This window comes from Cellulomonas fimi, from assembly GCF_012952065.1.
Classification (GTDB): Bacteria; Actinomycetota; Actinomycetes; order Actinomycetales; family Cellulomonadaceae; genus Pengzhenrongella; species Pengzhenrongella fimi_A.
Map to the genome: position 1 here is coordinate 1 of NZ_JABCJJ010000029.1, position 21,426 is coordinate 21,426.

Below are 21,426 nucleotides of genomic sequence, written 5' to 3' on the forward strand. Positions count from 1 at the left end.
TCATCTGGCACTGCTGGCAAGACGGCACCGCCTACGACCCCGACCGACACAACGCCCTGCAACGACTCCTCACCAACCAACACCACACCACCGAAACGGCGGCGGCTTGACACAGGGCTTCTCATGCCGTCACCCTGCCTGCCGCGGCGCCCGGCAGCAAGACGTCGCGACAACCCGCGGCAAGCGATTGCCGTTCCACCGGTCCCCACGACAAGATCGTCCTCATGCCCAGCCAACCACCCCTCGCTCCTCATCCCGACCGGCTGCTGCCCGCGGACCCCGCGGTCCGCGACATCGCCCGGCGGCTCTACGGCTCGGTCCGGGACCTGCCGATCATCTCGCCGCACGGTCACGTCGACCCCCGGGTGCTGCTCGACGACGAGCCGTTCCGGGACCCGGCCCAGCTCTTCGTCACACCCGACCACTACGTGACGCGGCTGATGCACGCCTCGGGAGTCCCGCTCGAGGCGCTCGGCGTCGGGCGTGGGCCGCTGAGCGAGGGGGAGGCCCGCGAGGTGTGGCGGCTCCTGTGCAGCAGCTGGCACGTGTACCGCGGGACGCCGGTGCGGTACTGGCTGGAGTCCGAGCTCGCGGAGATCTTCGACGTGACCGTCCGGCCCTCCGCCGAGACGTCCGACGCGATCTACGACCAGATCGCCGAACGCCTCGCCCAGGACGAGTACCGTCCGCGCGCGCTCTTCGAGCGGTTCAAGATCGAGGTCCTGGCCACGACGGACGACCCGTGCGACGACCTCGCCCCGCACGCGGCGCTGGCGGCCGACCCGACCTGGTCCGGCCGCGTGCTGCCGACGTTCCGTCCGGACCGCTACCTCGAGGCGGCGCGCCCCGACTGGGTGGGGTCCGTCGGCCGGCTCGGCGAGGTCTCCGGGGTCGGCACCGGCACCTACTCGGGCTGGGTCGAGGCCATGGAGGCGCGGCGCCGGCACTTCGTCGAGCACGGCGCGGTGTCGGCCGACCACGCCCACGTCGACGCCGGCACGCAGCCCCTCGAAGGGGGCGACGCCGAGCGGCTCTACGCGGCCGGGCTGGCCGGGACGATCTCGACCGAGGAGGGCGCGGCGCTGCGGCGTCACATGCTCCTCGAGATGGCGCGCATGTCGACCGAGGACGGTCTGACGATGACCATCCACCCCGGGGTCCGCCGCGACCACCACGGCCCGACGGCGAGCCGGTTCGGCGCCGATGTCGGCGACGACATCCCGCTGCAGCTCGAGTTCACCGACGCGCTGCGTCCGCTGCTCGAGCGGTTCGGCACGCACCCGAAGCTGCACGTCGTGCTGTTCACCCTCGACGAGACGGTGTTCTCGCGCGAGCTCGCGCCGCTCGCCGGTTTCTACCCGTCGGTGTACATCGGGGCACCCTGGTGGTTCCTCGACGCGCCGGAGGCCATCCGTCGCTGGCGGTCGGCGATCACGGACACCGCCGGCTTCTCACGGACCTCCGGGTTCATCGACGACACGCGGGCCTTCTGCTCGATTCCCGCGCGCCACGACATGTCCCGCCGCCTCGACAGCGGCTTCCTCGCCCAGCTCGTCGCCGAGCACCGGCTCGACGAGGATGAGGCGGTCGAGACGGTCGTCGACCTCGTCCGAGGTCGCCCGAAGGAGGTGTTCCAGCTGTGAGCACGCTCAGCAGGACGGCGCCCGCGCCGACCGTCCGTCACGTCCATCTCGGCCTCGGGAACTTCTTCCGTGCCCACCAGGCGTGGTACACCGAGCACGCCCCCGACGGCCAGGAGTGGGGGATCGCGGCGTTCACGGGCCGCTCGCCGCAGCTGTCGGACGACATGGCAGCCCAGGACGGGCTCTTCACGCTCGTGACGCGCGCCGCGGACGGTGACCGCTTCGAGGTCGTGGGGAGCGTCGCGAAGGCCCACGCCGCGAGCGACCACGCCGCCTGGCTCGCGTACTTCGCGGACCCGCAGGTCGCCGTCGTCACGACGACCGTGACGGAGGCGGGGTACCTGCGGGCTCCGGGCGGTGGCGGCGTCGACGCCGAGCGGCCCGAGGTCCGGTCCGACCTGGACACGCTCCGGTCCGACCCCACCGCGCGCGTTCTCACGGCCCCGGCCCGGATCGTCGCGGGCCTCGCCGCCCGCCGGGCTGCGGACGCCGGCCCGCTCACGATCGTCCCGTGCGACAACCTTCCCGACAACGGGCCGGTGGTGGCCGGGGTGCTCCGGGACACCGCCGAGAGGTGGGACCCCGACCTCGCCCGCTGGATGGACGCGAACGTCGCGTACGTCACGACGATGGTGGACCGGATCACGCCCGAGCCCACGGCCGCGGACCTGGCGACGGTCGAGTCCGAGACCGGCGTCGCGGACCGCGCCCCGGTCGTCACGGAGCCGTTCAGCGAGTGGGTGCTCAGCGGCGAGTTCACTGCCGGCCGTCCGCGCTGGGAGGACGCCGGGGCGACGTTCACGGACGACGTCGGGCCGTTCGAGCAGCGCAAGCTCTGGCTCCTCAACGGGGCGCACTCGACGCTCGCGTACGCCGGCTCGATCCGCGGCCACGAGACCGTGGCCGACGCGATGCAGGACGCGACGTGCCGCGCGTGGCTCCAGGAGTGGTGGGACGCGGCGTCGGGGCACCTGGCCCTTCCCGCCGACGACGTCGCGGCCTACCGGGACGCGCTCACCGAGCGGTTCGCGAACCCGCGCATGCGTCACCTGCTCGGGCAGATCGCGGCGGACGGTTCCCAGAAGCTGCCGATCCGTGTCGTCCCGGTGCTGCTCCGCGAGCGCGCCGCCGGGCGCCTCCCGCTCGGCGCCACCCGTCCGCTCGCGGCCTGGGTGTGCCACCTGCGTGGGAGCGGCGCACCGGTCACCGACGCGCGCGCCGACGAGGTGGTCCCGCTCGCGGCCGGACCGCTCCCGGAGGCGGTGCGCCGGGTGCTCGGGGTCCTCGACCCGGCGCTCGCCGACGACGAGGTGGTGGCGGCGGTCGTCGACCAGGTCGGGGAGCTCGGGGCCTCATGAGCGGGGCCGTCCGGCCCCCGCAGGAGGTCGTGCTCGGGCTGGACGTCGGCACCACCGCCGCAAAGGCCGTGGCCTTCGGCGTGGGCTCGTTCTGGCGGCACGGCGAGTCGGTCGAGTACCCGCTGCTCGAGCCGTCTCCCGGCTGGCAGGTCCAGGACCCGGACCAGCTGGTCGGCGCCGCGCACGAGGCGCTCGCGCGCTGCGTCGCGGCGTGCCGCGGTGCGCAGGTCGTCGCGGTCTCGCTCAGCACCGCGATGCACGGGCTGATCGGGCTCGACGCCGGGCTGCGCCCGCTGACGCCGTTGCTCACCTGGGCCGACGCACGGGCGACCGAGCAGGCTCGCGCCCTGCGCGAGAGCGGGCAGGCCACGGGGCTGCACCAGCGGACCGGGACCCCGGTGCACTCCATGACGCCGCTCACCAAGCTCATGTGGTTGGCGGAGCACGAGCCCGCGCTCTGCGCCGACGTGCGGTGGTGGGTCGACCTCAAGGCGTACCTCGTGGCCAGCCTCACCGGGCAGCTCGTGACCGAGCTGTCGTCGGCCTCGGCGTCGGGCCTGATGGACACCGCGACGCGCACGTGGAGCCCGCCCGCCGTCGCGCTCACGGGCGCCTCGATCGACCAGCTCCCGCCGATCCTCCCGACGACGACGGCGCTCGACCTCACCCGCGCCGTCGCCGAGCGCACCGGTCTGCCGCTCGCGACCCCGGTCGTGGTCGGCGCGGCCGACGGCCCGCTCGGCAACCTCGGCGTCGACGCGCTCGAGCCCGGTGTCGTCGGCCTGTCGCTCGGGACGAGCGGCGCGGTGCGGATGATGGTCCGGCAGCCGCCCGCGCACCTCGACGAGTCGCTCTTCTGCTACGCCCTGACCGAGGACGCGTGGGCGGTCGGGGGAGCGGTGAGCAACGGCGGCATCGTGGTGCGGTGGGTGGGCAGCGCGCTCGCGCCCGACCTGACCGGGGTCCCGGGCGGACCGACCGCCGACGAGCAGGTCCTCGAGCTCGCCGCCGCTGTCCCGCCGGGGAGCGACGGGCTGCTGATGGTGCCGTACCTGCTCGCCGAGCGGGCGCCCCTGTGGGACCCCACGCTCACCGGTGCGTACCTGGGGCTGCGCCGCGAGCACACCCGCGGGCACCTCGTCCGCGCCGCGGTGGAGGGTGTGAGCCTGCAGCTCGCGACGATCGTCGACCGGATCGACCGGGTCGAGCCCGTGGCGTCCGTCCGGGCGACCGGCGGAGCCCTGCGTTCGGCGCTGTGGCGCCAGGTGCTCGCGGCGACGCTCGACCGCCCGCTCCACTCGGTCGGGGCGGCGGAGGGATCCGCGCTCGGTGCCGCGGCGCTCGGCCTGTACGCGCTCGGGCGAGCGCCGAGCCTGGGTGCGGCGGTCGACCTCCTCGCGGCGCCGGGTCGCGGCGCGGCCGAGCTCGTCGAGGTGGACACCTCGATGGTGGACGTCTACGCCCGGTCACGAGCGGCGCTGCCGTTGGTGGTCGACTCGCTCGAACGCGTCGCCGCGCTCCTGCGGACGGGCTCCGGCGCCGTGGGTGCCGGCGCGGCCGCGGCGGTCCTGCCCGCCGACCTCTCCTCGCGCCGGGGCTGATCCGAGGTCGGCGCGGGGTGGCGTGCGGGGTCGGGTGCGGGGTCGGGTCCGGAGCCGTCGCCGGTAGCGGCGCTCGGCGCGGTACTCGCCCACCGGGGCGCCTGACGACGCCGGGGCGGCGGGCCGGTGGACTCGCGCACCACGAGGTGGGTCGGCAGCATGGCGGGCCGCACCACGCCCGACGTGCGGTTGCCCAGCTCCTGCAGGAGCATCCGCACGGCCACCGCGCCCAACGAGTGGAGGGGTGCGGCCACGGTGGTGAGCGGCGGCGTGCAGAAGTCGGACCCGAAGATGTTGTCGAACCCGATCACGCTGACGTCCCTGGGGATCCGGGCCCCGAGGTCGATGAGTCCCCGCATGAGCCCGATGGCCATGAGGTCGTTGTACGCGATCACGGCGGTGCTCGGGTTCGCCGCCATCTCGCGTACCGCAGCGGTGCCCCCGGCCAGCGTGGGCGGGAACGGACCGACGCGACGGACCCGCAGGTCGAGCTCGGAGGCGGCCTCGAGGACCGATCGCCACCGCATTCCGTCCGCCCATGACGCCTCCGGCCCGGCCACGTAGGTGAGCGCGTGGTGCCCGAGCTCGGCGAGGTGCTCGACCGCACGCCGGCTCCCACGGGCGTTGTCGCTCACGAGCGACGGCATGCCGCTCATCGGCCGGTTGAGCACCACGGCGGGGCGCTGGGCGGAGACCGTGCGGATCGCGTGGTTCGACATCCGCGAGTTGGCCAGCACGAGGCCGTCGACGATCGGGATGGCACGGCTGATGGCCTCGCGCTCGTCGGTCGACGACTCCTGCGCGTCGACCAGCAGCATGACGTACCCGGCGTCGGCCGCAGCCGCCTCCGCCCCGCGGATGATCTCGAAGAAGAACGGGTTCGTGACGTCGGAGATGATCACCGCGAGCATGGACGTGCGGCCGGTGGGGAGCGCGCGGGCGATCGGGTTGGTGCGGTACCCGAGCTCGCTCGCGACCGCGTGGATGCGCGCGGCGGTCTCGGCGTTCACGCGCCCGGGGCGCGAGAAGGCCCGCGACACGGTCGACGGGGCGACGCCGGCGGCGGCCGCCACGTCGTAGATCGTCGGGCCGCGGCGACGGCGTCCAGGGGGCACCGCCGGACCGGCCACAGGTGCAGGCTAGGTCGCGACGACAACCGGTGGCAATCGATTGCAGCCCAAGCCGCGTTAGGGTCGACCGTCACCACACGACCCAGCAGGGGAGTACCACGCACATGCCTCTCACGTCGTTGCCCGAGGCGGACCAGCACGCCGTCGCCCGGCTCGTCGCCGACCTGCGGACGGACGTGCGGGCGCCCGGCCGGCTCGGGGTCGCGTTCTCGGGCGGGGTGGACTCCTCGGCGCTGGTCGCACTCGCGGCGCACGCGCTCGGTCGGGAGCGCGTCGTCGCGGTCCTCGGGGTGTCGCCGAGCCTCGCCGCGGACGAGCGGGACGCAGCCCACGTCGTCGCAGCGACCGTCGGCGTCGAGGTCGTCGAGGTCGAGACGCACGAGGGCGACCGCGCGGACTACCGTCGCAACGACGTGGACCGCTGCTTCCACTGCAAGGACGAGCTCTTCGCGCGCATCTCGGACGAGGTCGTCGCAGCGCACGGCCTGGTCGCCGTGGCGTACGGGGAGAACGCCGACGACGCACGCCGGCCGGACCGCCCCGGGTCGGCCGCCGCCACCCGGCACGCCGTCCTGCGACCGCTCGCCGACGCCGGGATCGACAAGGCCGCGGTGCGACGGATCGCCCGTGCGTTCGGCCTGCCGAGCGCCGACAAGCCGGCGGCGCCCTGCCTCGCGTCCCGCATCCCGCACCACTCGGAGGTCACGCCGGAGAAGCTCGACCAGGTGGAGCGCGCCGAGGCCGGGCTGCGCCGCCTCGGGCTCACCGACCTCCGGGTGCGCCACCACGGCGACATCGCGCGCCTCGAGGTGCCGGTCGGGGACATCGCGGCCGTCGCGGCGGCCCCGTTGCGTGACGAGGTGCTGCGCGTGGTCCGTTCCGCCGGGTTCCGTTTCGTGGCGCTCGACCTCGCGGGGGTCCAGTCGGGTGCCTTCACGCTGCCCCTGGTGGCCGTCCGTGGCCGATGACGAGCGCACCGCGAGCCCGGCGCGCGCCGACGGCTGGGTGGCACCGTCGGTGCTGTCCGACTTCGCGGACCTCGACCACGACAGGCTCGCCCGGCGCGGGTACCCGGAGGCGGTGTACTGCGAGGGCAAGTCGGTCGAGCAGGTGCGTGCCATCGCCGCCGCGCTGCGCGACCGGGGCGGCCGCGCGCTCTTCACGCGCGTGCGGGCCGACCAGGTCGACACCGTCCTGACCGAGCTCCCGGGCGCCCACCACGACGTCGACGGCCGCGTCGTCGCGTGGCCGGGCGAGCCGCCCGCGCCGACCGGCGGCCTGGTGGTCGTCGTCGCGGCAGGAACCTCGGACCTCCCCGTCGCGCGCGAGGCGGAGACCACCGCGCGCCACCTCGGACGAGAGTGCGCGCTCGTCGTCGACGTCGGGGTCGCCGGTCTGCACCGCGTCCTCGGTCACCTCGAGATCCTGCGTCGGGCGCGCGCGCTCGTGGTCGTCGCCGGCATGGACGGGGCGCTCCCCGGGGTCGTCGCCGGTCTCGTGAGCGCGCCGGTCGTGGCGGTGCCGACGTCGGTGGGTTACGGGGCTGCCTTCGAGGGCCTCGCGCCGCTGCTCACGATGCTCAACGCGTGCGCGCCGGGCGTCGCCGTCGTCAACATCGACAACGGGTATGGCGCGGGTCACCTGGCGGCGCAGATCGCCGCGCCGGTGCCCGCGGGCTGACCATCGGTGTCACCGGGTTCTCAGGACCTCGCGGACACCGGCGGCCACGGAGCCCCGGGCACGAGGCCGGCGTCCCCGGCCGCCCGGTGCGCCGCCGTGAGCACGTCCGCGACCGGGAGGTCGTGGTCGTCGGCCAGGGTGACGACGTCGGCGAACTCGGGCATCGCGCGGGCGATCCGGCCGTCCCGCCAGCCGACCTTGATGCGGATCTCCGGCGCACCGGGCTGGGCCTGACCGGGCTCCGCCTGACCAGACTCCGCCTGACCGGGCTCCCCCTGACCGGACTGCGCCTGACCGGGCTCCCCCTGACCGGGCGCGGCGGCCAGCTGTGGCCGGACCACGACCCAGTCCCGGCTCAGCGCGTCCTTGGCGACCTCCGTCCGCCGGACGCCGAGCGTCGTCGTGTGCCGGAGGATCGCCGCGCTCAACCGTGGCGCGAGCGCAGGCTCCGCGAGCGCGTGCAGCGTGTGGGCGGGTCGCCCCTTCTTCATCAGGACCGGCGTCAGCCACGCGTCCGACGCTCCCGCGTCGAGCAGCCGCGCGAGCACCTCGGGCCAGACACGCGGGTCGAGGTCGTCGACGTTGGCCTCGAGCACGACCGCGGGCTCGAGGCCCCCGCCGCCGCCGTCATGCGGGTCGACGGCGCCTACCGGAGCGCCGAGGACCACCCGGACGACGTTGGCCCGGCCGTGGACGTCGCGCGTGCCGGCGCCGACGCCGACGGCGTGGACCCGCATCGCCGGCAACGGGCCCGACGACGACGCGAGCGCGGTCACGAGCGCGACGCCGGTCGGTGTCGCGAGCTCGCCCTCGCCCCCCGCGTCGACGTCCCAGCCGACCGTGAGCTCGAGGACCGCCGGCACCGGGACGCCGAGCTCGCCGTGGTGCGCACGGATCCGGCCCGACCCCAGCGCGATCGGTGACACCACCACGGCGGTGGCACCGAGGTCGTCGAGCGCGGCGCACGTGCCCACGACGTCCGCGATGGCGTCGAGCGCACCGACCTCGTGGAACTCGATCTCCTCGGCCGGCACGCCGTGGACGCGGCCCTCGGCGGTCGCGAGCCGGCCGAACACGGCAAGCGCGCGCCCGCGCGCCGTCTCGGTCAGCTCGGCCTGCTCGAGCAGGCCACGGATCGTGTGCCACGTGCGGTGCGGCGGGTCGGCGACCAGCACGGCGACGTCGACCTTGGCGGCGCGCTGCCCCGCACGGGTCACCTGCGAGACGTCGAGCCGCGCGGACCCGGGGATGACGGCGTCGACGGCGGCCTGGATCCGCTCGACGCTCGCGCCGGCGTCGACGAGGGCGCCGAGGAGCATGTCACCCGCCACCCCGGCGGACGCGTCGATCCAGGCACGGGTGGGTTCGGTCATGGACCGAGGCTATCGGCGCTCAGCGGGCGAGCCGCTCCACGACCGCGCCGAAGAGGGCCGGTGCGCGAGCCGACATCGGGACGATCCGTGCCCGGAGCGGCGAGGTGGCCATGGCCACCAGACCGCTGGTCAGCGCACGGTAGTCGCGCGTCGAACGGCTCCACGCGCGCTCGTACGCGGCGGCGTCGTCCAGGTGCCGGACGACGGCGGCCGCCTGCGCGAGGCCGACCCGGAGGCCCTCGCCGGTGAGCGCGTCGACGTACCCGGACGCGTCACCCACGAGCCGCACCCGGCCCGCGGTGCGCGCCGTCGTGCGCTGGCGCAGCGGGCCGGCCCCACGGACGGGGCCCACCGGGGCCGCCCCGGCGAGCCGGTCCATCAGCTCGGGGAACGTCCGCAGGGTCGCGGCGTAGTCGATCCCCGGGGGGCCCAGCAGGGCGATCCCCACGAGGTCGTGCGCGACCGGCGTCACGTACGCCTCGACCCTGGAGCCCCAGTGCACCTCGACGAGGTCGGTCCAGGGGGCGAGGCCGAAGTGCCGGCGGGTCCCGTACCGCCGCCGTGCCGTGCCCGGACGGTGCGCGGGCGCGAGGCCCACCAGCCGGCGCACGCTCGAGTGCAGCCCGTCGCACCCGAGCAGCCAGCGCGCCCGGACCCCCGCCGCGCACACCGTGTCCGCGTCCTGCTCGACGTGCCGCACGCGGGCCGCGACGTGGCGCACGCCGAGCCCGGCCGCGCGGGCCCCGAGGGCGGCGTGGAGCGTGGTGCGGCGCACGCCGAGCCCGGTCCCGGCGGCGAACACGTGGTCGACGGCGTGGGCCGGGCCGCGGTAGGCGATGCCGCGCAGGCGGTGGCCGTCGGGCTCGACGCCGAGCCGCTCCAGCGCCGCCACGGCACCGGGCATGAGCCCTTCGCCGCACGCCTTGTCGATCGGAATCCACCGCCCCTCGGTCCACCGTGGCTCGACGACCACGACGTCGAGCCCGGCGAGGCGTGCCTCGATCGCCGCGGCGAGCCCGACCGGCCCGCCGCCCACGACGAGCACGTCGGTCCGCAGCTCGCGCGCGTCGCTCACGCGGGGGCCGCGCTCGACGCCGCGTACGCGAGGGCCCTCTCCTCGACCGGGATGCGGAACCGCAGGAGCAGGATCGCGTTGAGGACCGTGAACGCGATGGCGGTGACCCAGGCGGTGTGCACGAGGGGCAGCGCGACGCCCTCGACCACCACCGCGAGGTAGTTGGGGTGCCGGAGCCAGCGGTAGGGACCGCTCGCCACCAGGGGGAGCCCAGGCACCACGACGACCCGCGTGTTCCACCTCGGGCCCAGCGTGCGGATGCACCACCACCGCAGCGCCTGGCTGCCGAGGGCGGCGGCGAGCGCGACCCACCCCAGCAACGGCACGAACGGGCGTTCAGCCGCGTGCACCTCGACGACGCTTGCCACGAGGAGCCCCACGTGGAGCAGCACCATCGGCGGGAAGTGGCCACGGCCGAGCTCGACGCCACCTCGGGCGAACGACCACCGTGCGTTCCGCGCCGACACCACGAGCTCTGCGAGTCGCTCGAGGGCCACGGCCGCGATCAGCAGGTCGAACACCAGCAGGGTCATGCGGCCCGACCCTCGGCCCCGTCGGTCACGACGCGGTGCCCGACGCCGCGCGGCGTCGTCGTCGCCGTCGCCGTCGCCGTTGACCCAGGCCAGCGCAGCAGCACGATCTCGGCGCAGACGCCGGGACCGAGCGCGAACAGGACGGCCGGCGCGCCCGGCTCGTGGCCCCCGGCGTCGAGGGTGTCCGCGAGGACGTGGAGGACTCCCGAGGAGGACAGGTTGCCGACCCGCGCCAGCGAGCTCCAGCTGCGCTCGAACGCCCCGGCCGGCAGGTCCATCGAGCGCGAGGCCGCCTCGAGGATCTTCGGGCCACCCGTATGGGCGACCCAGGTCGGGATGTCACCCGTCTTCAGCTCGTGCGCGGCGAGCAGGTCCGCGACGTCGTGCCCGAGGTGCTCCTCGACCACGTCCGCGAGCCCGGCCGAGAGGACGATCCTGAAACCGCTGGCACCGATGTCCCACCCGAGCGCGTCCTCGGTGTCCGCGTAGAGCCGGCTGCGGGTCGCGACGACGTCGGGTCCCGGGGCACCCGTGGCGCGCGCCCGCTCGTCGCCGACCATCACCACGGCGCTCGCGCCGTCGCCGAAGAGCCCGGTCGAGACGAGGTTCGCCATCGACGCGTCGTCGGCCTGCATGGTGAGCGAGCACAGCTCGACCGACACGAGCACCGCCACGTCGCCGGGGTGCCCCGTGAGGTAGTCGTGGACGCGCGCGATGCCCGCGGCGCCCGCGACGCACCCGAGCCCGAACATCGGGACCCGCTTGACGTCCGGCCGCAGCCCGATCCGGGGCACGAGCAGCGCGTCGATCGACGGGGCCGAGATGCCGGTGACGGAGGTGAAGACGATGAGGTCCACCTCGTCGGGCATGACCCCGGCCGTGCGGAGCGCAGCGCGCAGCGCACGCTCGGCGAGATCGGTGCCGATCTGGATGAAGAGGTCGTTGGTCGCGCCGAACGAGTCGAGCTCGCGGTACCGGTCGAGGGGGAGGGCGAGGTGCCGGGTCCGTACGCCGGCCGACGCGTGCAGCCGCTCGAGCACCGCCTGCCGTCGGGCGTCGTCGCCCACGAGGAGGGAGGCGAGCGTGGCGGTGATCTCGTGCTGGGCGTACACCAGCTCCGGGAGCACCGGCGCCACCGCTGCGATGCGCGACATGTCCGGCATCGTGCCACGGTGCGCGGTTCGCGGCTTTCCGGGGCGCGCGGCGCAGGAGAGAGGAGGGCGGGATAGGAAAGGGAGAGGGGAGGGGAGGGGAGGGGAGGGAAGGGAAGGGTTGGTACGGTCCACCACGTGACGTCCGGCGCGCCGAGTGCGACCACCCCGCACGGCGAGGCGGCGGTGCGGCGCGGTGCTCGACGCGTCCGCGCGCTCGCGCTGGCGAGCCACCTGGGGCCCACCCTGGCCGTGACGGCGTTCACGACCGCCCTCGCGATCGGCGTCGGGGCCGACGTGCGGACGTGGGTCCTGGTCGGGGCCGCAATGCTCGCCGGCCAGCTCTCGGTCGGCTGGTCGAACGACTGGGTCGACGCCGCGCGCGACGTCGCGGTGGCGCGCGCCGACAAGCCGGTCGTGCGGGGTGAGCTCTCGGTGGGCGCCGTCCGGGCCGCCGCGTTGCTCGCCGCGGCAGCCTGCGTCCCCCTCTCGCTCGCGACGGGGTGGCGGGCGGGGCTCGTCCACCTGGTCGCCGTGGCGTCGGCCTGGGGGTACAACGTGCGGCTCAAGAGCACGCCGGTGTCCTGGGTGCCCTACGCGCTGTCGTTCGGCCTGCTGCCGGCGTTCGTGACGCTCGCGCTCCCGGGTCACCCGTGGCCCGCGCCGTGGGCGGTCGCCGCGGCCGCGCTGCTCGGCGTCGGCGCGCACCTCGTGAACGCGGTCCCGGATCTCGAGGACGACGGGTCGACCGGGGTCCGCGGGCTGCCGCACCGGCTGGGCCGCACGTGGTCGAGCGTGCTGGCCCCGGTCGCGCTCGTGCCGGCGAGCGCGCTCATCGTCCTGGGGCCCGCGACGGGCGGCAGCGGTCCGGGGCCCGGGGCCTGGGTCGGCCTGCTGGCCGCGACCGTGCTCGGCGTCGCGGCGGGGGTGGTCGCCCTCACGCGCGCCCACAGCCGCGTGCCGTTCTCGCTCGCGATCGCGGTGGCGGCGGTCGACGTCGTCCTGCTCGTGTCCGCCGGACGGTCGCTCGCCGCCTGACCGCCGTCATGGACGCCGAGGCGGCGCCACCTCACTCCTCGAGGATGCTCCCGCGCCTCTCGGGCAGCCCGAGCGCGCCCACCGCGGCGACCACGAAGACACCGGCGAAGACCAGGAAGACCAGGCCGGTCCCGCCGGCGTCGCGCAGCACGGGCACGCTCAGGGGAGCGAGGACCGAGGCGATCCGCCCCACGCCTGCGGCCCAGCCGGAGCCCGTCCCACGCAGCCGCGTCGGGTACTGCTCCGGTGTCGTGGCGTAGAGCGCGCCCCAGGCACCGAGGTTGAAGAACGACAGGAGCATGCCGGCTGTCAGCACCTGGGCGGTCCCCGCCGCGCCGGCGAAGAGTCCCGCCGCGACGGCGGAGCCGACGAGGAACGCCGCGAGGGTCGGGCGCCGTCCCCAGCGCTCGACCAGCAGCGCCGACGCCGCGTACCCCGGCAGCTGCGCCAGGGTGATGACGAGCGTGTAGCCGAACGACGTGACGAGCGTGAGCCCCGACGCCACGAGGAGCGTCGGCAACCAGATGAAGGCGCCGTAGTACGCGAAGTTCACGGTGAACCAGACGAGCCACAGCATCGTGGTCCGACGGCGGAGCACGGGTGACCAGAGGTCACGCACGCGGGGGGCCGCGGCCGGTGCCGCCACCTCGGCGGAGGCCGGAGCATCTCCTCCGGCACCGGCGTCCGGGGCGGCGGCGACGTCGACGGGTCCCGAGGGAGAGGCGGTGGGTTCGGCAGTCGAACGCCCCGGTCGCAGCGGTGCGGACCGCTCGAACCGCCGGACCGTCGCCTCGGCCTCGGCATGACGGCCGCGCGCCTCGAGGAACCGCACCGACTCGGGCAGGCCACGTCGCACCACGACGGCGTACAGCGCCGGGAGCGCACCGAGGGCGAGCGCCCAGCGCCACCCGTCGTCCCCCCTCGGCACGACGAGGTAGCCGATCAGGGCCGCCATCGTCCAGCCCACCGCCCAGAACGCCTCGAGCAGCACGACGACGCGGCCGCGGATCCGGGGCGGCGCGAACTCGCTCACGAGGGTCGAGGCGACCGGGAGCTCGGCACCCAGGCCGAGCCCGACCAGGAAGCGCAGCACGATCATGGCGGCGACGGACCACGAGAGGGCGGAGAGCCCGGTCGCGAGCCCGTAGACCAGGAGCGTGAGCGCGAAGACCTGGCGACGCCCCACGCGGTCGGCGAGCAGTCCGCCCAGGCTCGCGCCGAGCGCCATCCCCACGAATCCGGCGGAGGCGATCCAGGACAGCTCGCCCGACGTGACGCCCCAGGTCTGCGCGAGCGCCGCGAGCACGAACGAGATGAGCCCGACGTCCATCGCGTCGAACGCCCAGCCGAGGCCGGAGCCGACCAGGAGCCGACGGTGCTCGTGCGTGAAGGGCAGCGCGTCGAGCCGCGCGGTGCGCGTCGTACGGGCCGGTCTCTGCGGGGTCGAGGTCTCCACGCCTCGTCATGCTGCCACTCCCGGCCGCGCCCGACCCGGGATGCGACCCGGGTGTATCCGGATGCACCCGCGACGGGTGTACCAGAGACCGGGTGTATCAGGAACCGGCGGTCGTGCCCTTGACGGGCGTCCGAGAGACCGCGGCTCGCGGGGGATCGCCCGCGCCGCTCCACCGAACGCGAAAGGCAACGACATGCTCGACCTCACCCGTGCCCCGGCCGCTGCTCGACGCTCGCGCGCGTCCGTCGACAAGCGCCACAAGAACCACGCGTCCGCGCAGGCCGGGCAGGTCACCGGCGTCGCGAACCCGCTGCGGACCCAGCAGCCGACCGCACCGGTCACCTCGCCCGGCCGCCTCCGGACCGCGACGCAGCTCGTCGACCTCGCGACCGCCCGGCTGCGGGCCGTCCTCACCCGCGCAGCGCTCCCGGCGCTGCGGATCAGCCTCGGCCTGGTGTTCCTCGGCTTCGGCGTGCTCAAGTTCTTCCCCGGTCTGAGCCCGGCCGAGGCGATCGTCCAGCGCACGCTCGACACCCTGTCGTTCGGGCTGGTCGGCCCGTCCGCCGCGCTGCTCCTGACCGCCGTCATGGAGACGTTCATCGGGCTCACGCTGCTCACCGGCAGGCTGCTGCGCGTCGGCCTGCTCGTGCTCGCCGGTGCGTTCGTCGGGATCATGTCGCCGCTCGTGCTCTTCTTCGGCGACCTCTTCCCGGCCGGTGGCCCGACGCTGCTCGCCCAGTACGTGCTCAAGGACGTCGTGCTCGTCGCCGCGGCGATCGCGGTGGCCGCGGCCGCCCTCGGGGCGCGCTTGGCGGACTCGAGCCGCTGAGGCGTCCCGGGGGCGTTCACGAGGCCCGACCGCGCCCCCCGGAGCGGTCGGGCCTCGTGCCGGGCGGTACGGTGCGCGCACGGACCGGCGGCGCCCGGTCCACCGCCTGGAGGAGGAGCCGTGCGCACGATCGAGGACCACCTGACTGCCGCGCTCGCCCTCGTCGAGCACCTGCCCGCGGTCGACGTGGACCTCGAGGACGCGCTGGGGTCGGTGCTCGCCCGCGACGTCACGTCGCCGACCGAGCTCCCACGCTTCGACAACTCGGCGATGGACGGGTACGCGGTGCGAGCCGACGACGTCGCGGACGCGGCCGAGGACTCCCCGGTGGTCCTGCAGGTCCTCGCGGACCTGCCCGCGGGATCGGCCGCCGAGCCGCACGTCGGGACCGGCACCGCGGCCCGCATCATGACCGGCGCCGCGCTTCCGCCCGGGGCGGATGCCGTCGTGCCGGTCGAGCGCACGGACGGCGGGCTCGTCGTCGTGCAGGTGGCCCACGCCGTCGCGCGCGGCGCGCACGTGCGCAGAGCGGGCGAGGACGCCCGGCCGGGCGACCTCGTGCTCGCGGCGGGCACCGAGCTCGGGCCCGCGCAGGTCGCAGCCGCCGCGGCAGTGGGCACGCGGAGCCTGCGGGTCCACGCCCGTCCGCGGGTCGCGGTGCTGTCGACCGGGGACGAGCTGGTGCCGCCCGGCCAGCCGCTGCGGCGCGGGCAGATCCCCGACTCGAACTCCTACCTCCTGGCGGCCGCGGTGCGTGCGGCGGGCGGGATCCCGGTGCGCGTGGGTGCCGTCCCGGACGACGCGGTGGCCTTCCGGGGGGCCCTCGACCGGCTGCGTCCGGACGTCGACGCCGTCGTCACGTCGGGCGGCGTCAGCATGGGGGCGTACGACGTCGTCAAGGAGGTGCTCGCCGACGAGCCCGGCATGGAGTTCGTCGAGGTCGCGATGCAGCCGGGCAAGCCGCAGGGTCTCGGGACGCTCGGGGACGGCACACCGGTGTTCGCGCTCCCGGGGAACCCCGTGAGCGCGTTCGTCTCGTTCGAGGTGTTCGTGCGGCCCGCCCTGCTCCGCATGCGGGGGCTCACCGCGCTCGGGCGGCCCGAGGTGGCCGGCGTCGTCGCGGACGGCTGGCGCCCGCCCGGGGGGCGCGTGCAGTACATGCCGGTCGTCGTGGAGCGCGACCCGCAGGGCGGGGTCGCCGCGTGGCGCGTGCGACGTGCGGCCCGCGGTGGCTCCGGCTCTCACCTGGTGGCGAGCCTCGCGGCGGTCCACGGACTCGCCGTCGTCGGCCTGGACGTGGACGAGGTCCGGCCGGGTGACGTGGTGCGCGTGCTGCTGGTCTGAGCGGGGCGTCCCCGCGCACGTCGAATCTCGCCTGAGCGGGCACGTCCGGCGTCTCAGCCGCCGATCGCGCTCATCGGGCGGTCCGGCTGCAGGAAGCTCGGGTCGTCGATCCCGTGCCCGGCCAGCTTCCCGGCGAGGCACGCGAGGACGGCCGCCTCGAGCGCGACGTCGTCGGCGCCTGCCCGCACGAGCGCGCGCAGGTCGGTCTCGGTCCGCGCGAACAGGCACGAGCGCAGCTGCCCGTCCGCGGTGAGCCGGATGCGGTCGCAGCTGCCGCAGAAGGGCGCGGTGACGGAGGCGATCACGCCGACCGACGCCGGTCCGCCGTCCACGTACCAGCGCTCGGCGGGCGCCGACCCGCGGCCCGGCACGGGGGTCAGCGTGAACGCCTCCGAGAGCGTCGCGAGGATCTCGGGCCCGGTGACCATCGCGACGCGCGACCACACGTGACCCGCGTCGAGCGGCATCTGCTCGATGAACCGCATCTCGTAGCCCCGGTCGGCGGCGAAGCGCACGAGGTCGACGAGCTCGTCGTCGTTGACTCCGCGCATCGCGACCGCGTTGAGCTTGAGCGGGCGGAACCCCGCAGCGTCGGCCGCCGCGATGCCCGCGAGCACGTCGTGCAGCCGGTCCCGGCGGGTCAGCTCCGCGAACCGGTCTCGGCGCAGCGTGTCGATGCTGATGTTGACGCGGGCCAGGCCCGCGGCGGCCAGCGGGGCCGCCAGGGCGGGCAGCCGCAGCGCGTTGGTGGTGAGCGAGACCTCGGGCGACCCGCCCGGACCGGTCAGGGCTGCGATGCGGGCGACGACGTCGACGACGTCCGGCCGCAGGAGCGGCTCGCCGCCCGTCAGGCGGACCTCGGTGACGCCCATCCCGACCGCGACCGCGGCGACACGCACGAGCTCGTCGGTGCTGAGCAGGTCGCGTCCGGGGATCCACGGCACTCCGTCGGCGGGCATGCAGTACGTGCAGCGCAGCGAGCACCGGTCGGTCAGGGAGATGCGGAGGTCCCGGTGCACGCGGCCGAAGCGGTCGACCAGCCCGGCACCGGCGACCGGCGGGTCGACCGACGTAGGGAGCGGTGCCGCGAGCGGCGCGGTGACCCGTTCGGCGGCCGCCGGCGAGCCGGTGACGCCCGCGGCGGCCGCGGCGCGCACCGGGATGCTGGGCCCGAGCACGGTCGTCCCGCCGCCGACCCCGCACCCCGCGTGCGCGTTCATGCCGAGCCGACCCACACGTGCGAGCCGTCCGCCAGCACCTCACGCTTCCACACGGGCAGCTCGGCCTTGATCCGCTCGACGAGGTCACGGCAGACCTCGAAGGCGAGCGCGCGATGGGCCGTCGACACGGCCACCACGATGGCCGGCTCCCCGACGGTGAGCGACCCGGTCCGGTGGCTCGCCGCGACGCCGAGCACGGCGTCGTCGTCCGCCGCCGCGGCCGCGAGCCGCGCGAGCACGTCCGCCGCGACGGGATGCGCCGAGTACACGAGGGCGACCACCTCGCCACGGACGTCGGGGTCGTGGTCGCGGACCTGCCCGACGAACGTGGCGACCGCCCCCGCACGCGGGTGCGCCACGGCCGCGACGTGCCGCGCGACGTCGAGCGTCGTCGTGGAGATCGCCGTCGTCACCGCCCCGCGGGTCGCCGGGGCCGGCGGCTGCGCAGGACTCGCCTCAGCCACGGTGGTCGCCTCCCACCAGCTGGTCCAGGAGGTGGGGGAGCAGGGGGAGGAGGACGCCGAGGCCCTGCTCGACACCACCCGTCGAGCCGGGCAGGTTGACCACCACGGCGCCGCCCTCGGTGACCCCCGCCAGGCCCCGCGAGAGGACCGCGGTCGGGACGTGCTGCGCACCCTCGCGCCGCAGCGCCTCCGCCAGGCCGGGGAGCTGGCGGTCCAGGAGCGGACGGGTCCCCTCAGGGGTGCGGTCGCGCGGTCCGACCCCGGTGCCGCCCGAGGTGATCACGACCCGGGCGCCGCCCGTGAGCGCGGCACGCACGGCGTCCGTGACCGACGCGTCGCCGTCGGGCACGACGCGCGGCGGGCCGACGCTCAGGCCGGCCTCCTCGAGCAGCGCGACCGCGCGGGGGCCCGAGCGGTCCGTCGCCTCGCCGCGCGCACAGCGGTCGGAGACGACGACGACCGCCGCAGCCACCGGCATACCCGTCCCCGTCATCGACCCGTCCCCGTCATCGACCCACCGTACCCAGCACGGGCGCCCGTGCGGCTAGGTTCGTCCGCATGCCGGTGCAGCGATGACGACGCCCCGCCCGCCCTTCGACGCCCTCGTGCTCGCGGGTGGCCGGGCCCGCCGTCTCGACGGGGCGTCCAAGCCCGACGTGCTCGTGGGCGGGCGACGACTTCTCGACCGGGTCCTCGACGCCGTCGCCGGAGCAGGTCGCACCGTCGTGGTCGGTCCGCCGGGCCTCGCGCCGCCACCGGTCCTCTGCGTCCAGGAGGACCCCCCGTGGGGTGGTCCCGTCGCGGGGCTCGAGGCGGGGCTGCGCGCGCTCGCGCGAGCAACGGACGAGCCGGCCCGAGCAACGGACGCGCCGGCGGGACCGGCGGGCGGCGGGATCCCGGCGCTCGTCCTGGTGCTCGCGTGCGACACGCCGCTCGTCGCGCCGCTCGTCACCGCCCTCCTGGCGGAGGCCGGCGCGGCGGTGTCGGCCGGCCAGGACGGCGCCTGGGTCGTCGACACCGGCCGCCGGCCGCAGCCTCTCGTGGGCGCGTACCGGCGCGGGTTCCTCGAGGCAGCGCTCGCGCGCGCACACGCCGCGGGCGGCACGCGTGACGCCTCGGTGCGCCGCCTGCTCGAGGGGGCCCGGCTGCGTCACGTTCCCGACGCCGTCGGGCAGGCGGCCGACGCCGACACGTGGGACGACGTCGCGCGACTCGACGAACGCCTCCGAGCCCGCGAGGACTGACCGGGTCGCACGTCGGGATCGCGTCGCACGGCTACCGCCGCGCGCGACCGCCACCCGGCACATCAGCCGAACAGGCCGCCCAACTTGTCGCCCGCGAACTTCCGGATCAGCTCCTGCGGGTCGATCCCGAACTTCGAGAGCAGCCCCGCGTCCTGCTCCGTGTCGACCTTCGCGGGGAGCTCGCTGTCTGCCTCCTTGGCCTTGCCCTCGCCCATCTGCGAGCGGATGAAGTCGATGACCTGGCTCTTGTCGATCTGCATCGTGACCTCCTCGTGGTGGTGGTGCTGGTGGAGCGCTCAGGGGCGCGGACCTCGATCTCGGTCGGCGGACCGCCACGGAGCTGCTGGACCTGCCGTTCGGGGCGGCGGGGTGGCCCGGGGATGGGTCATGCGTGACGTCCTTTCCGTTCTCGCGGGGCGAGCGGGCGAGCGGGCGCCGGTCCCGCCAACGAACCACGGCGCGCGGCCGCTCGCAACCGCATGGCCGCTCGCGACCGCATGGCCGCTGGCGACCGCGCCGTCGGGCTGGCGACCGCGCCGTCGGGCTCGCCGCGCCGCCCGACGCGCGAGCGGGTAGGAAAGCAGGATGCCGCACACCACTCCCTCGTCGGGCCCGGCGAGCGCGCCGCGTCCTCGGTCCGCCGCAGCGACCCCCGTGGACGCGGCGACCCGACAGGTCCTGGGTGCGGACGGTGAGCTGCGGCAGGCGCAACGTGATGCCCTCGACGGCCTGGTGGAGCACGACACGCTGCTGGTCGCACGCTCCGGTGCGGGGAAGACCGCGGTGTACGCGATCGCGACGCTCGTCGCGGGCCGGCTCACCGTCGTCGTCTCGCCGCTGCTGGCCCTCCAGCGCGACCAGGTCGCCGCGCTCTCCGCGGCCGGCCTCCGGGCGCGCGCCGTGAGCTCGGCCGTCCCGGCGGGCGCGCAGCGCGCCGCGGTCCGGGCCGCCGTGGACCGAGAGCTCGACGTCCTCCTCCTGGGGCCCGAGCAGCTCACGCGGTCCGCGGTCATCGACGCGCTCGAGGATGCGGACGTCGGCCTGCTCGTCGTCGACGAGGCCCACTGCGTGAGCGAGTGGGGGCACGACTTCCGGCCGGACTACCTCCACCTCGGTGCCGCCGTGGAACGGCTGGGCGGGCCGCGGGTGCTCGCCCTCACCGCCACCGCCAGCCACCACACGCGTCAGGAGGTCGTGGAACGGCTGGGCATGGTGGACGCACGCGTCCTGGTGCACGACGCCGACCGGCCCAACATCCACCTGGCCGCCCGGACCGCAGCCACGGTCGCGGAGCGCGACGCCGCGGTCGTCGGGGCGGTCGTCAGCACGGAGGGCGCCGGGATCGTCTACGCGCAGACCCGCGCGCACGTCGAGGAGCTGGCGGTCCTGCTCGAAGAGGCCGGACGACCGGCCCTCGTCTACCACGCCGGGCTACCGGCGCGGGAGCGTACGCACGCGCAGGACCTGTTCCTCGGCGGTGGCGCAGACCTCGTGGTCGCCACCAGTGCGTTCGGCATGGGCGTCGACCGCCCGGACGTGCGGTTCGTGGTCCACGCCGGTCCGCCGCCCTCGCTCGACGCGTATTACCAGGAGGTGGGTCGGGCCGGCCGTGACGGGGAACCCGCGCACGCGCTGCTGGTCTACCGCCCCGACGACTTCGGGCTCAACCGGTACCTACGATCCGGTGGCGGGTCCCGACCGAGCACGCTGCGGGCCGTGCTCGCCGCGCTGGTCGACGGGCCCGCCACGCGGGCCCAGCTCGCGCAGCGGTGCGCGCTCTCGGACCGCACGGTCTCGCGGGCGCTGGGCGCGCTGCTCCAGGTGGCGGCGGTCCGTCACGAGGGCGAGCGGCTCGTCGCCGCGGACGACAGCGATCCCGGCACGGTCGTCGAGGCCGTCGAGCGGGATCGGGCCCGGTTGCGAGCCGTGGACCTGTCGCGCGTCGAGCTCGTCCGCAGCTACGCCGACACGGCCGACTGCCGGCGTCGGCTGCTGCTCGAGCTCCTCGGGGAGGACCACCCGCAGCGGTGCGGCGCGTGCGACAGCTGCGACCGGGGGACCAGCCTCGACGTCGGACGTGCGTCGTTCCGCCCCGGCCAGCTGGTCCGGCACGCCGAGTGGGGCGAGGGCACGGTCACCGTGGTCGAGGCAGAGCGTGTGACCGTGCTGTTCGCGGACCGCGGCTACGTGACCCTGGACTCGACGCTCGTGGTCGAGTCGGGTCTCGTCACGCCCGCCTCGGCGTGAGAACGCGACGCCGGCCGGTCGGGGGCGGCGCCGCCCACGC

Annotated in this window: 19 protein-coding genes and 1 pseudogene; 10 read left to right on the forward strand and 10 right to left on the reverse strand. The window is 75.6% G+C overall.

What is annotated here, in order from left to right:
- Nucleotides 1–224 precede the first annotated feature (224 nt).
- The 3 genes from uxaC to HIR71_RS13795 are packed head-to-tail and all read left to right on the forward strand — an operon-like array spanning nucleotide 225 to nucleotide 4,602.
- Nucleotides 225–1,643, forward strand: a complete 1,419-nt coding sequence (gene uxaC, locus HIR71_RS13785; protein ID WP_169325646.1) for a glucuronate isomerase — start codon at nucleotides 225–227, stop codon at nucleotides 1,641–1,643.
- On the forward strand, nucleotides 1,640–3,001 hold the full coding sequence (locus tag HIR71_RS17545; protein WP_169325647.1) for a mannitol dehydrogenase family protein: 1,362 nt from the start codon (nucleotides 1,640–1,642) through the stop codon (nucleotides 2,999–3,001). Before uxaC ends, HIR71_RS17545 begins: the two co-directional genes overlap by 4 nt.
- Nucleotides 2,998–4,602 carry a gluconokinase gene (locus tag HIR71_RS13795; RefSeq protein ID WP_169325648.1) on the forward strand — a complete coding sequence of 535 codons (1,605 nt, stop codon included), beginning with the start codon at nucleotides 2,998–3,000 and terminating at the stop codon, nucleotides 4,600–4,602. Before HIR71_RS17545 ends, HIR71_RS13795 begins: the two co-directional genes overlap by 4 nt.
- Nucleotides 4,603–4,739: 137 nt before the next feature.
- On the opposite strand, the pseudogene HIR71_RS16995 reads toward HIR71_RS13795, so the two are convergent.
- Nucleotides 4,740–5,732: pseudogene (locus tag HIR71_RS16995) on the reverse strand (LacI family DNA-binding transcriptional regulator); the annotation flags it as partial.
- A 104-nt stretch (nucleotides 5,733–5,836) separates the two neighbouring features.
- Between HIR71_RS16995 and larE the strand changes: the two are divergent.
- Entirely contained in the window at nucleotides 5,837–6,700 is an 864-nt protein-coding gene (gene larE / locus HIR71_RS13805) for an ATP-dependent sacrificial sulfur transferase LarE (protein ID WP_169325649.1), read from the forward strand.
- Complete coding sequence (gene larB, locus HIR71_RS13810; RefSeq protein WP_311836290.1) at nucleotides 6,690–7,412, forward strand: nickel pincer cofactor biosynthesis protein LarB; 723 nt, start codon at nucleotides 6,690–6,692, stop codon at nucleotides 7,410–7,412. Before larE ends, larB begins: the two co-directional genes overlap by 11 nt.
- Nucleotides 7,413–7,432: 20 nt before the next feature.
- Here larB and larC read toward each other — a convergent pair whose 3' ends face one another.
- The 4 genes from larC to HIR71_RS13830 are packed head-to-tail and all read right to left on the reverse strand — an operon-like array spanning nucleotide 7,433 to nucleotide 11,547.
- The gene (gene larC / locus HIR71_RS13815; protein ID WP_169325650.1) at nucleotides 7,433–8,785 is read right to left on the reverse strand and encodes a nickel pincer cofactor biosynthesis protein LarC; all 1,353 of its coding nucleotides are present in this window, start codon (nucleotides 8,783–8,785) and stop codon (nucleotides 7,433–7,435) included.
- A gap of 19 nt (nucleotides 8,786–8,804) precedes the next feature.
- Nucleotides 8,805–9,860, reverse strand: a complete 1,056-nt coding sequence (locus HIR71_RS13820; RefSeq protein ID WP_311836291.1) for an NAD(P)/FAD-dependent oxidoreductase — start codon at nucleotides 9,858–9,860, stop codon at nucleotides 8,805–8,807.
- Nucleotides 9,857–10,393 (reverse strand): isoprenylcysteine carboxyl methyltransferase family protein, encoded by a 537-nt coding sequence (locus HIR71_RS13825; protein ID WP_211374213.1) that lies wholly within the window; start codon nucleotides 10,391–10,393, stop codon nucleotides 9,857–9,859. Before HIR71_RS13825 ends, HIR71_RS13820 begins: the two co-directional genes overlap by 4 nt.
- On the reverse strand, nucleotides 10,390–11,547 hold the full coding sequence (locus tag HIR71_RS13830; RefSeq protein WP_169325651.1) for a type III polyketide synthase: 1,158 nt from the start codon (nucleotides 11,545–11,547) through the stop codon (nucleotides 10,390–10,392). Before HIR71_RS13830 ends, HIR71_RS13825 begins: the two co-directional genes overlap by 4 nt.
- 135 nt (nucleotides 11,548–11,682) lie before the next feature.
- On the opposite strand from HIR71_RS13830, the gene HIR71_RS13835 reads away from it, so the two are divergent.
- Nucleotides 11,683–12,582, forward strand: coding sequence for a UbiA family prenyltransferase (locus HIR71_RS13835; protein WP_311836292.1), 900 nt, complete (start codon nucleotides 11,683–11,685; stop codon nucleotides 12,580–12,582).
- 31 nt (nucleotides 12,583–12,613) lie between these two features.
- Here HIR71_RS13835 and HIR71_RS13840 read toward each other — a convergent pair whose 3' ends face one another.
- Nucleotides 12,614–14,038 (reverse strand): MFS transporter, encoded by a 1,425-nt coding sequence (locus tag HIR71_RS13840; RefSeq protein ID WP_169325652.1) that lies wholly within the window; start codon nucleotides 14,036–14,038, stop codon nucleotides 12,614–12,616.
- 193 nt (nucleotides 14,039–14,231) lie between these two features.
- On the opposite strand from HIR71_RS13840, the gene HIR71_RS13845 reads away from it, so the two are divergent.
- The gene (locus HIR71_RS13845; RefSeq protein ID WP_169325653.1) at nucleotides 14,232–14,867 is read left to right on the forward strand and encodes a DoxX family membrane protein; all 636 of its coding nucleotides are present in this window, start codon (nucleotides 14,232–14,234) and stop codon (nucleotides 14,865–14,867) included.
- 120 nt (nucleotides 14,868–14,987) lie between these two features.
- Entirely contained in the window at nucleotides 14,988–16,211 is a 1,224-nt protein-coding gene (locus HIR71_RS13850; protein ID WP_169325654.1) for a molybdopterin molybdotransferase MoeA, read from the forward strand.
- Between the two features lie 53 nt (nucleotides 16,212–16,264).
- Here HIR71_RS13850 and moaA read toward each other — a convergent pair whose 3' ends face one another.
- Genes moaA through HIR71_RS13865 form a run of 3 tightly spaced genes read right to left on the reverse strand, consistent with a single transcriptional unit; the run spans nucleotide 16,265 to nucleotide 18,388 of the window.
- Nucleotides 16,265–17,431, reverse strand: coding sequence for a GTP 3',8-cyclase MoaA (gene moaA, locus HIR71_RS13855; RefSeq protein ID WP_169325655.1), 1,167 nt, complete (start codon nucleotides 17,429–17,431; stop codon nucleotides 16,265–16,267).
- The gene (locus HIR71_RS13860) at nucleotides 17,428–17,895 is read right to left on the reverse strand and encodes a molybdenum cofactor biosynthesis protein MoaE (RefSeq protein WP_396031736.1); all 468 of its coding nucleotides are present in this window, start codon (nucleotides 17,893–17,895) and stop codon (nucleotides 17,428–17,430) included. Before HIR71_RS13860 ends, moaA begins: the two co-directional genes overlap by 4 nt.
- The gene (locus HIR71_RS13865; protein WP_249051878.1) at nucleotides 17,888–18,388 is read right to left on the reverse strand and encodes a MogA/MoaB family molybdenum cofactor biosynthesis protein; all 501 of its coding nucleotides are present in this window, start codon (nucleotides 18,386–18,388) and stop codon (nucleotides 17,888–17,890) included. Before HIR71_RS13865 ends, HIR71_RS13860 begins: the two co-directional genes overlap by 8 nt.
- A gap of 79 nt (nucleotides 18,389–18,467) precedes the next feature.
- On the opposite strand from HIR71_RS13865, the gene mobA reads away from it, so the two are divergent.
- Nucleotides 18,468–19,139: a molybdenum cofactor guanylyltransferase gene (mobA, locus tag HIR71_RS13870; RefSeq protein WP_169325656.1), complete on the forward strand. Its 672-nt coding sequence runs from the start codon at nucleotides 18,468–18,470 to the stop codon at nucleotides 19,137–19,139.
- Nucleotides 19,140–19,201: 62 nt separating this feature from the next.
- On the opposite strand, the gene HIR71_RS13875 is transcribed toward mobA, so the two are convergent.
- Entirely contained in the window at nucleotides 19,202–19,399 is a 198-nt protein-coding gene (locus HIR71_RS13875; protein WP_169325657.1) for a hypothetical protein, read from the reverse strand.
- 325 nt (nucleotides 19,400–19,724) lie between these two features.
- Between HIR71_RS13875 and HIR71_RS13880 the strand changes: the two genes are divergently transcribed.
- Nucleotides 19,725–21,386, forward strand: coding sequence for a RecQ family ATP-dependent DNA helicase (locus tag HIR71_RS13880; RefSeq protein WP_169325658.1), 1,662 nt, complete (start codon nucleotides 19,725–19,727; stop codon nucleotides 21,384–21,386).
- Nucleotides 21,387–21,426 lie beyond the last annotated feature (40 nt).

Coding starts and splice junctions, on each gene's coding strand:
- HIR71_RS13795 (WP_169325648.1), top strand. CDS start 2,998: ATGAGCGGGGCCGTCCGGCCCCCGCAGGAGGTCGTGCTCGGGCTGGAC.
- HIR71_RS13825 (WP_211374213.1), bottom strand. CDS start 10,393: ATGACCCTGCTGGTGTTCGACCTGCTGATCGCGGCCGTGGCCCTCGAG.
- HIR71_RS13830 (WP_169325651.1), bottom strand. CDS start 11,547: ATGTCGCGCATCGCAGCGGTGGCGCCGGTGCTCCCGGAGCTGGTGTAC.
- HIR71_RS13880 (WP_169325658.1), top strand. CDS start 19,725: ATGCCGCACACCACTCCCTCGTCGGGCCCGGCGAGCGCGCCGCGTCCT.
- larE (WP_169325649.1), top strand. CDS start 5,837: ATGCCTCTCACGTCGTTGCCCGAGGCGGACCAGCACGCCGTCGCCCGG.
- moaA (WP_169325655.1), bottom strand. CDS start 17,431: ATGAACGCGCACGCGGGGTGCGGGGTCGGCGGCGGGACGACCGTGCTC.
- HIR71_RS13865 (WP_249051878.1), bottom strand. CDS start 18,388: ATGACGGGGACGGGTATGCCGGTGGCTGCGGCGGTCGTCGTCGTCTCC.
- HIR71_RS13845 (WP_169325653.1), top strand. CDS start 14,232: ATGCTCGACCTCACCCGTGCCCCGGCCGCTGCTCGACGCTCGCGCGCG.
- mobA (WP_169325656.1), top strand. CDS start 18,468: ATGACGACGCCCCGCCCGCCCTTCGACGCCCTCGTGCTCGCGGGTGGC.
- HIR71_RS13875 (WP_169325657.1), bottom strand. CDS start 19,399: ATGCAGATCGACAAGAGCCAGGTCATCGACTTCATCCGCTCGCAGATG.
- uxaC (WP_169325646.1), top strand. CDS start 225: ATGCCCAGCCAACCACCCCTCGCTCCTCATCCCGACCGGCTGCTGCCC.
- larC (WP_169325650.1), bottom strand. CDS start 8,785: ATGACCGAACCCACCCGTGCCTGGATCGACGCGTCCGCCGGGGTGGCG.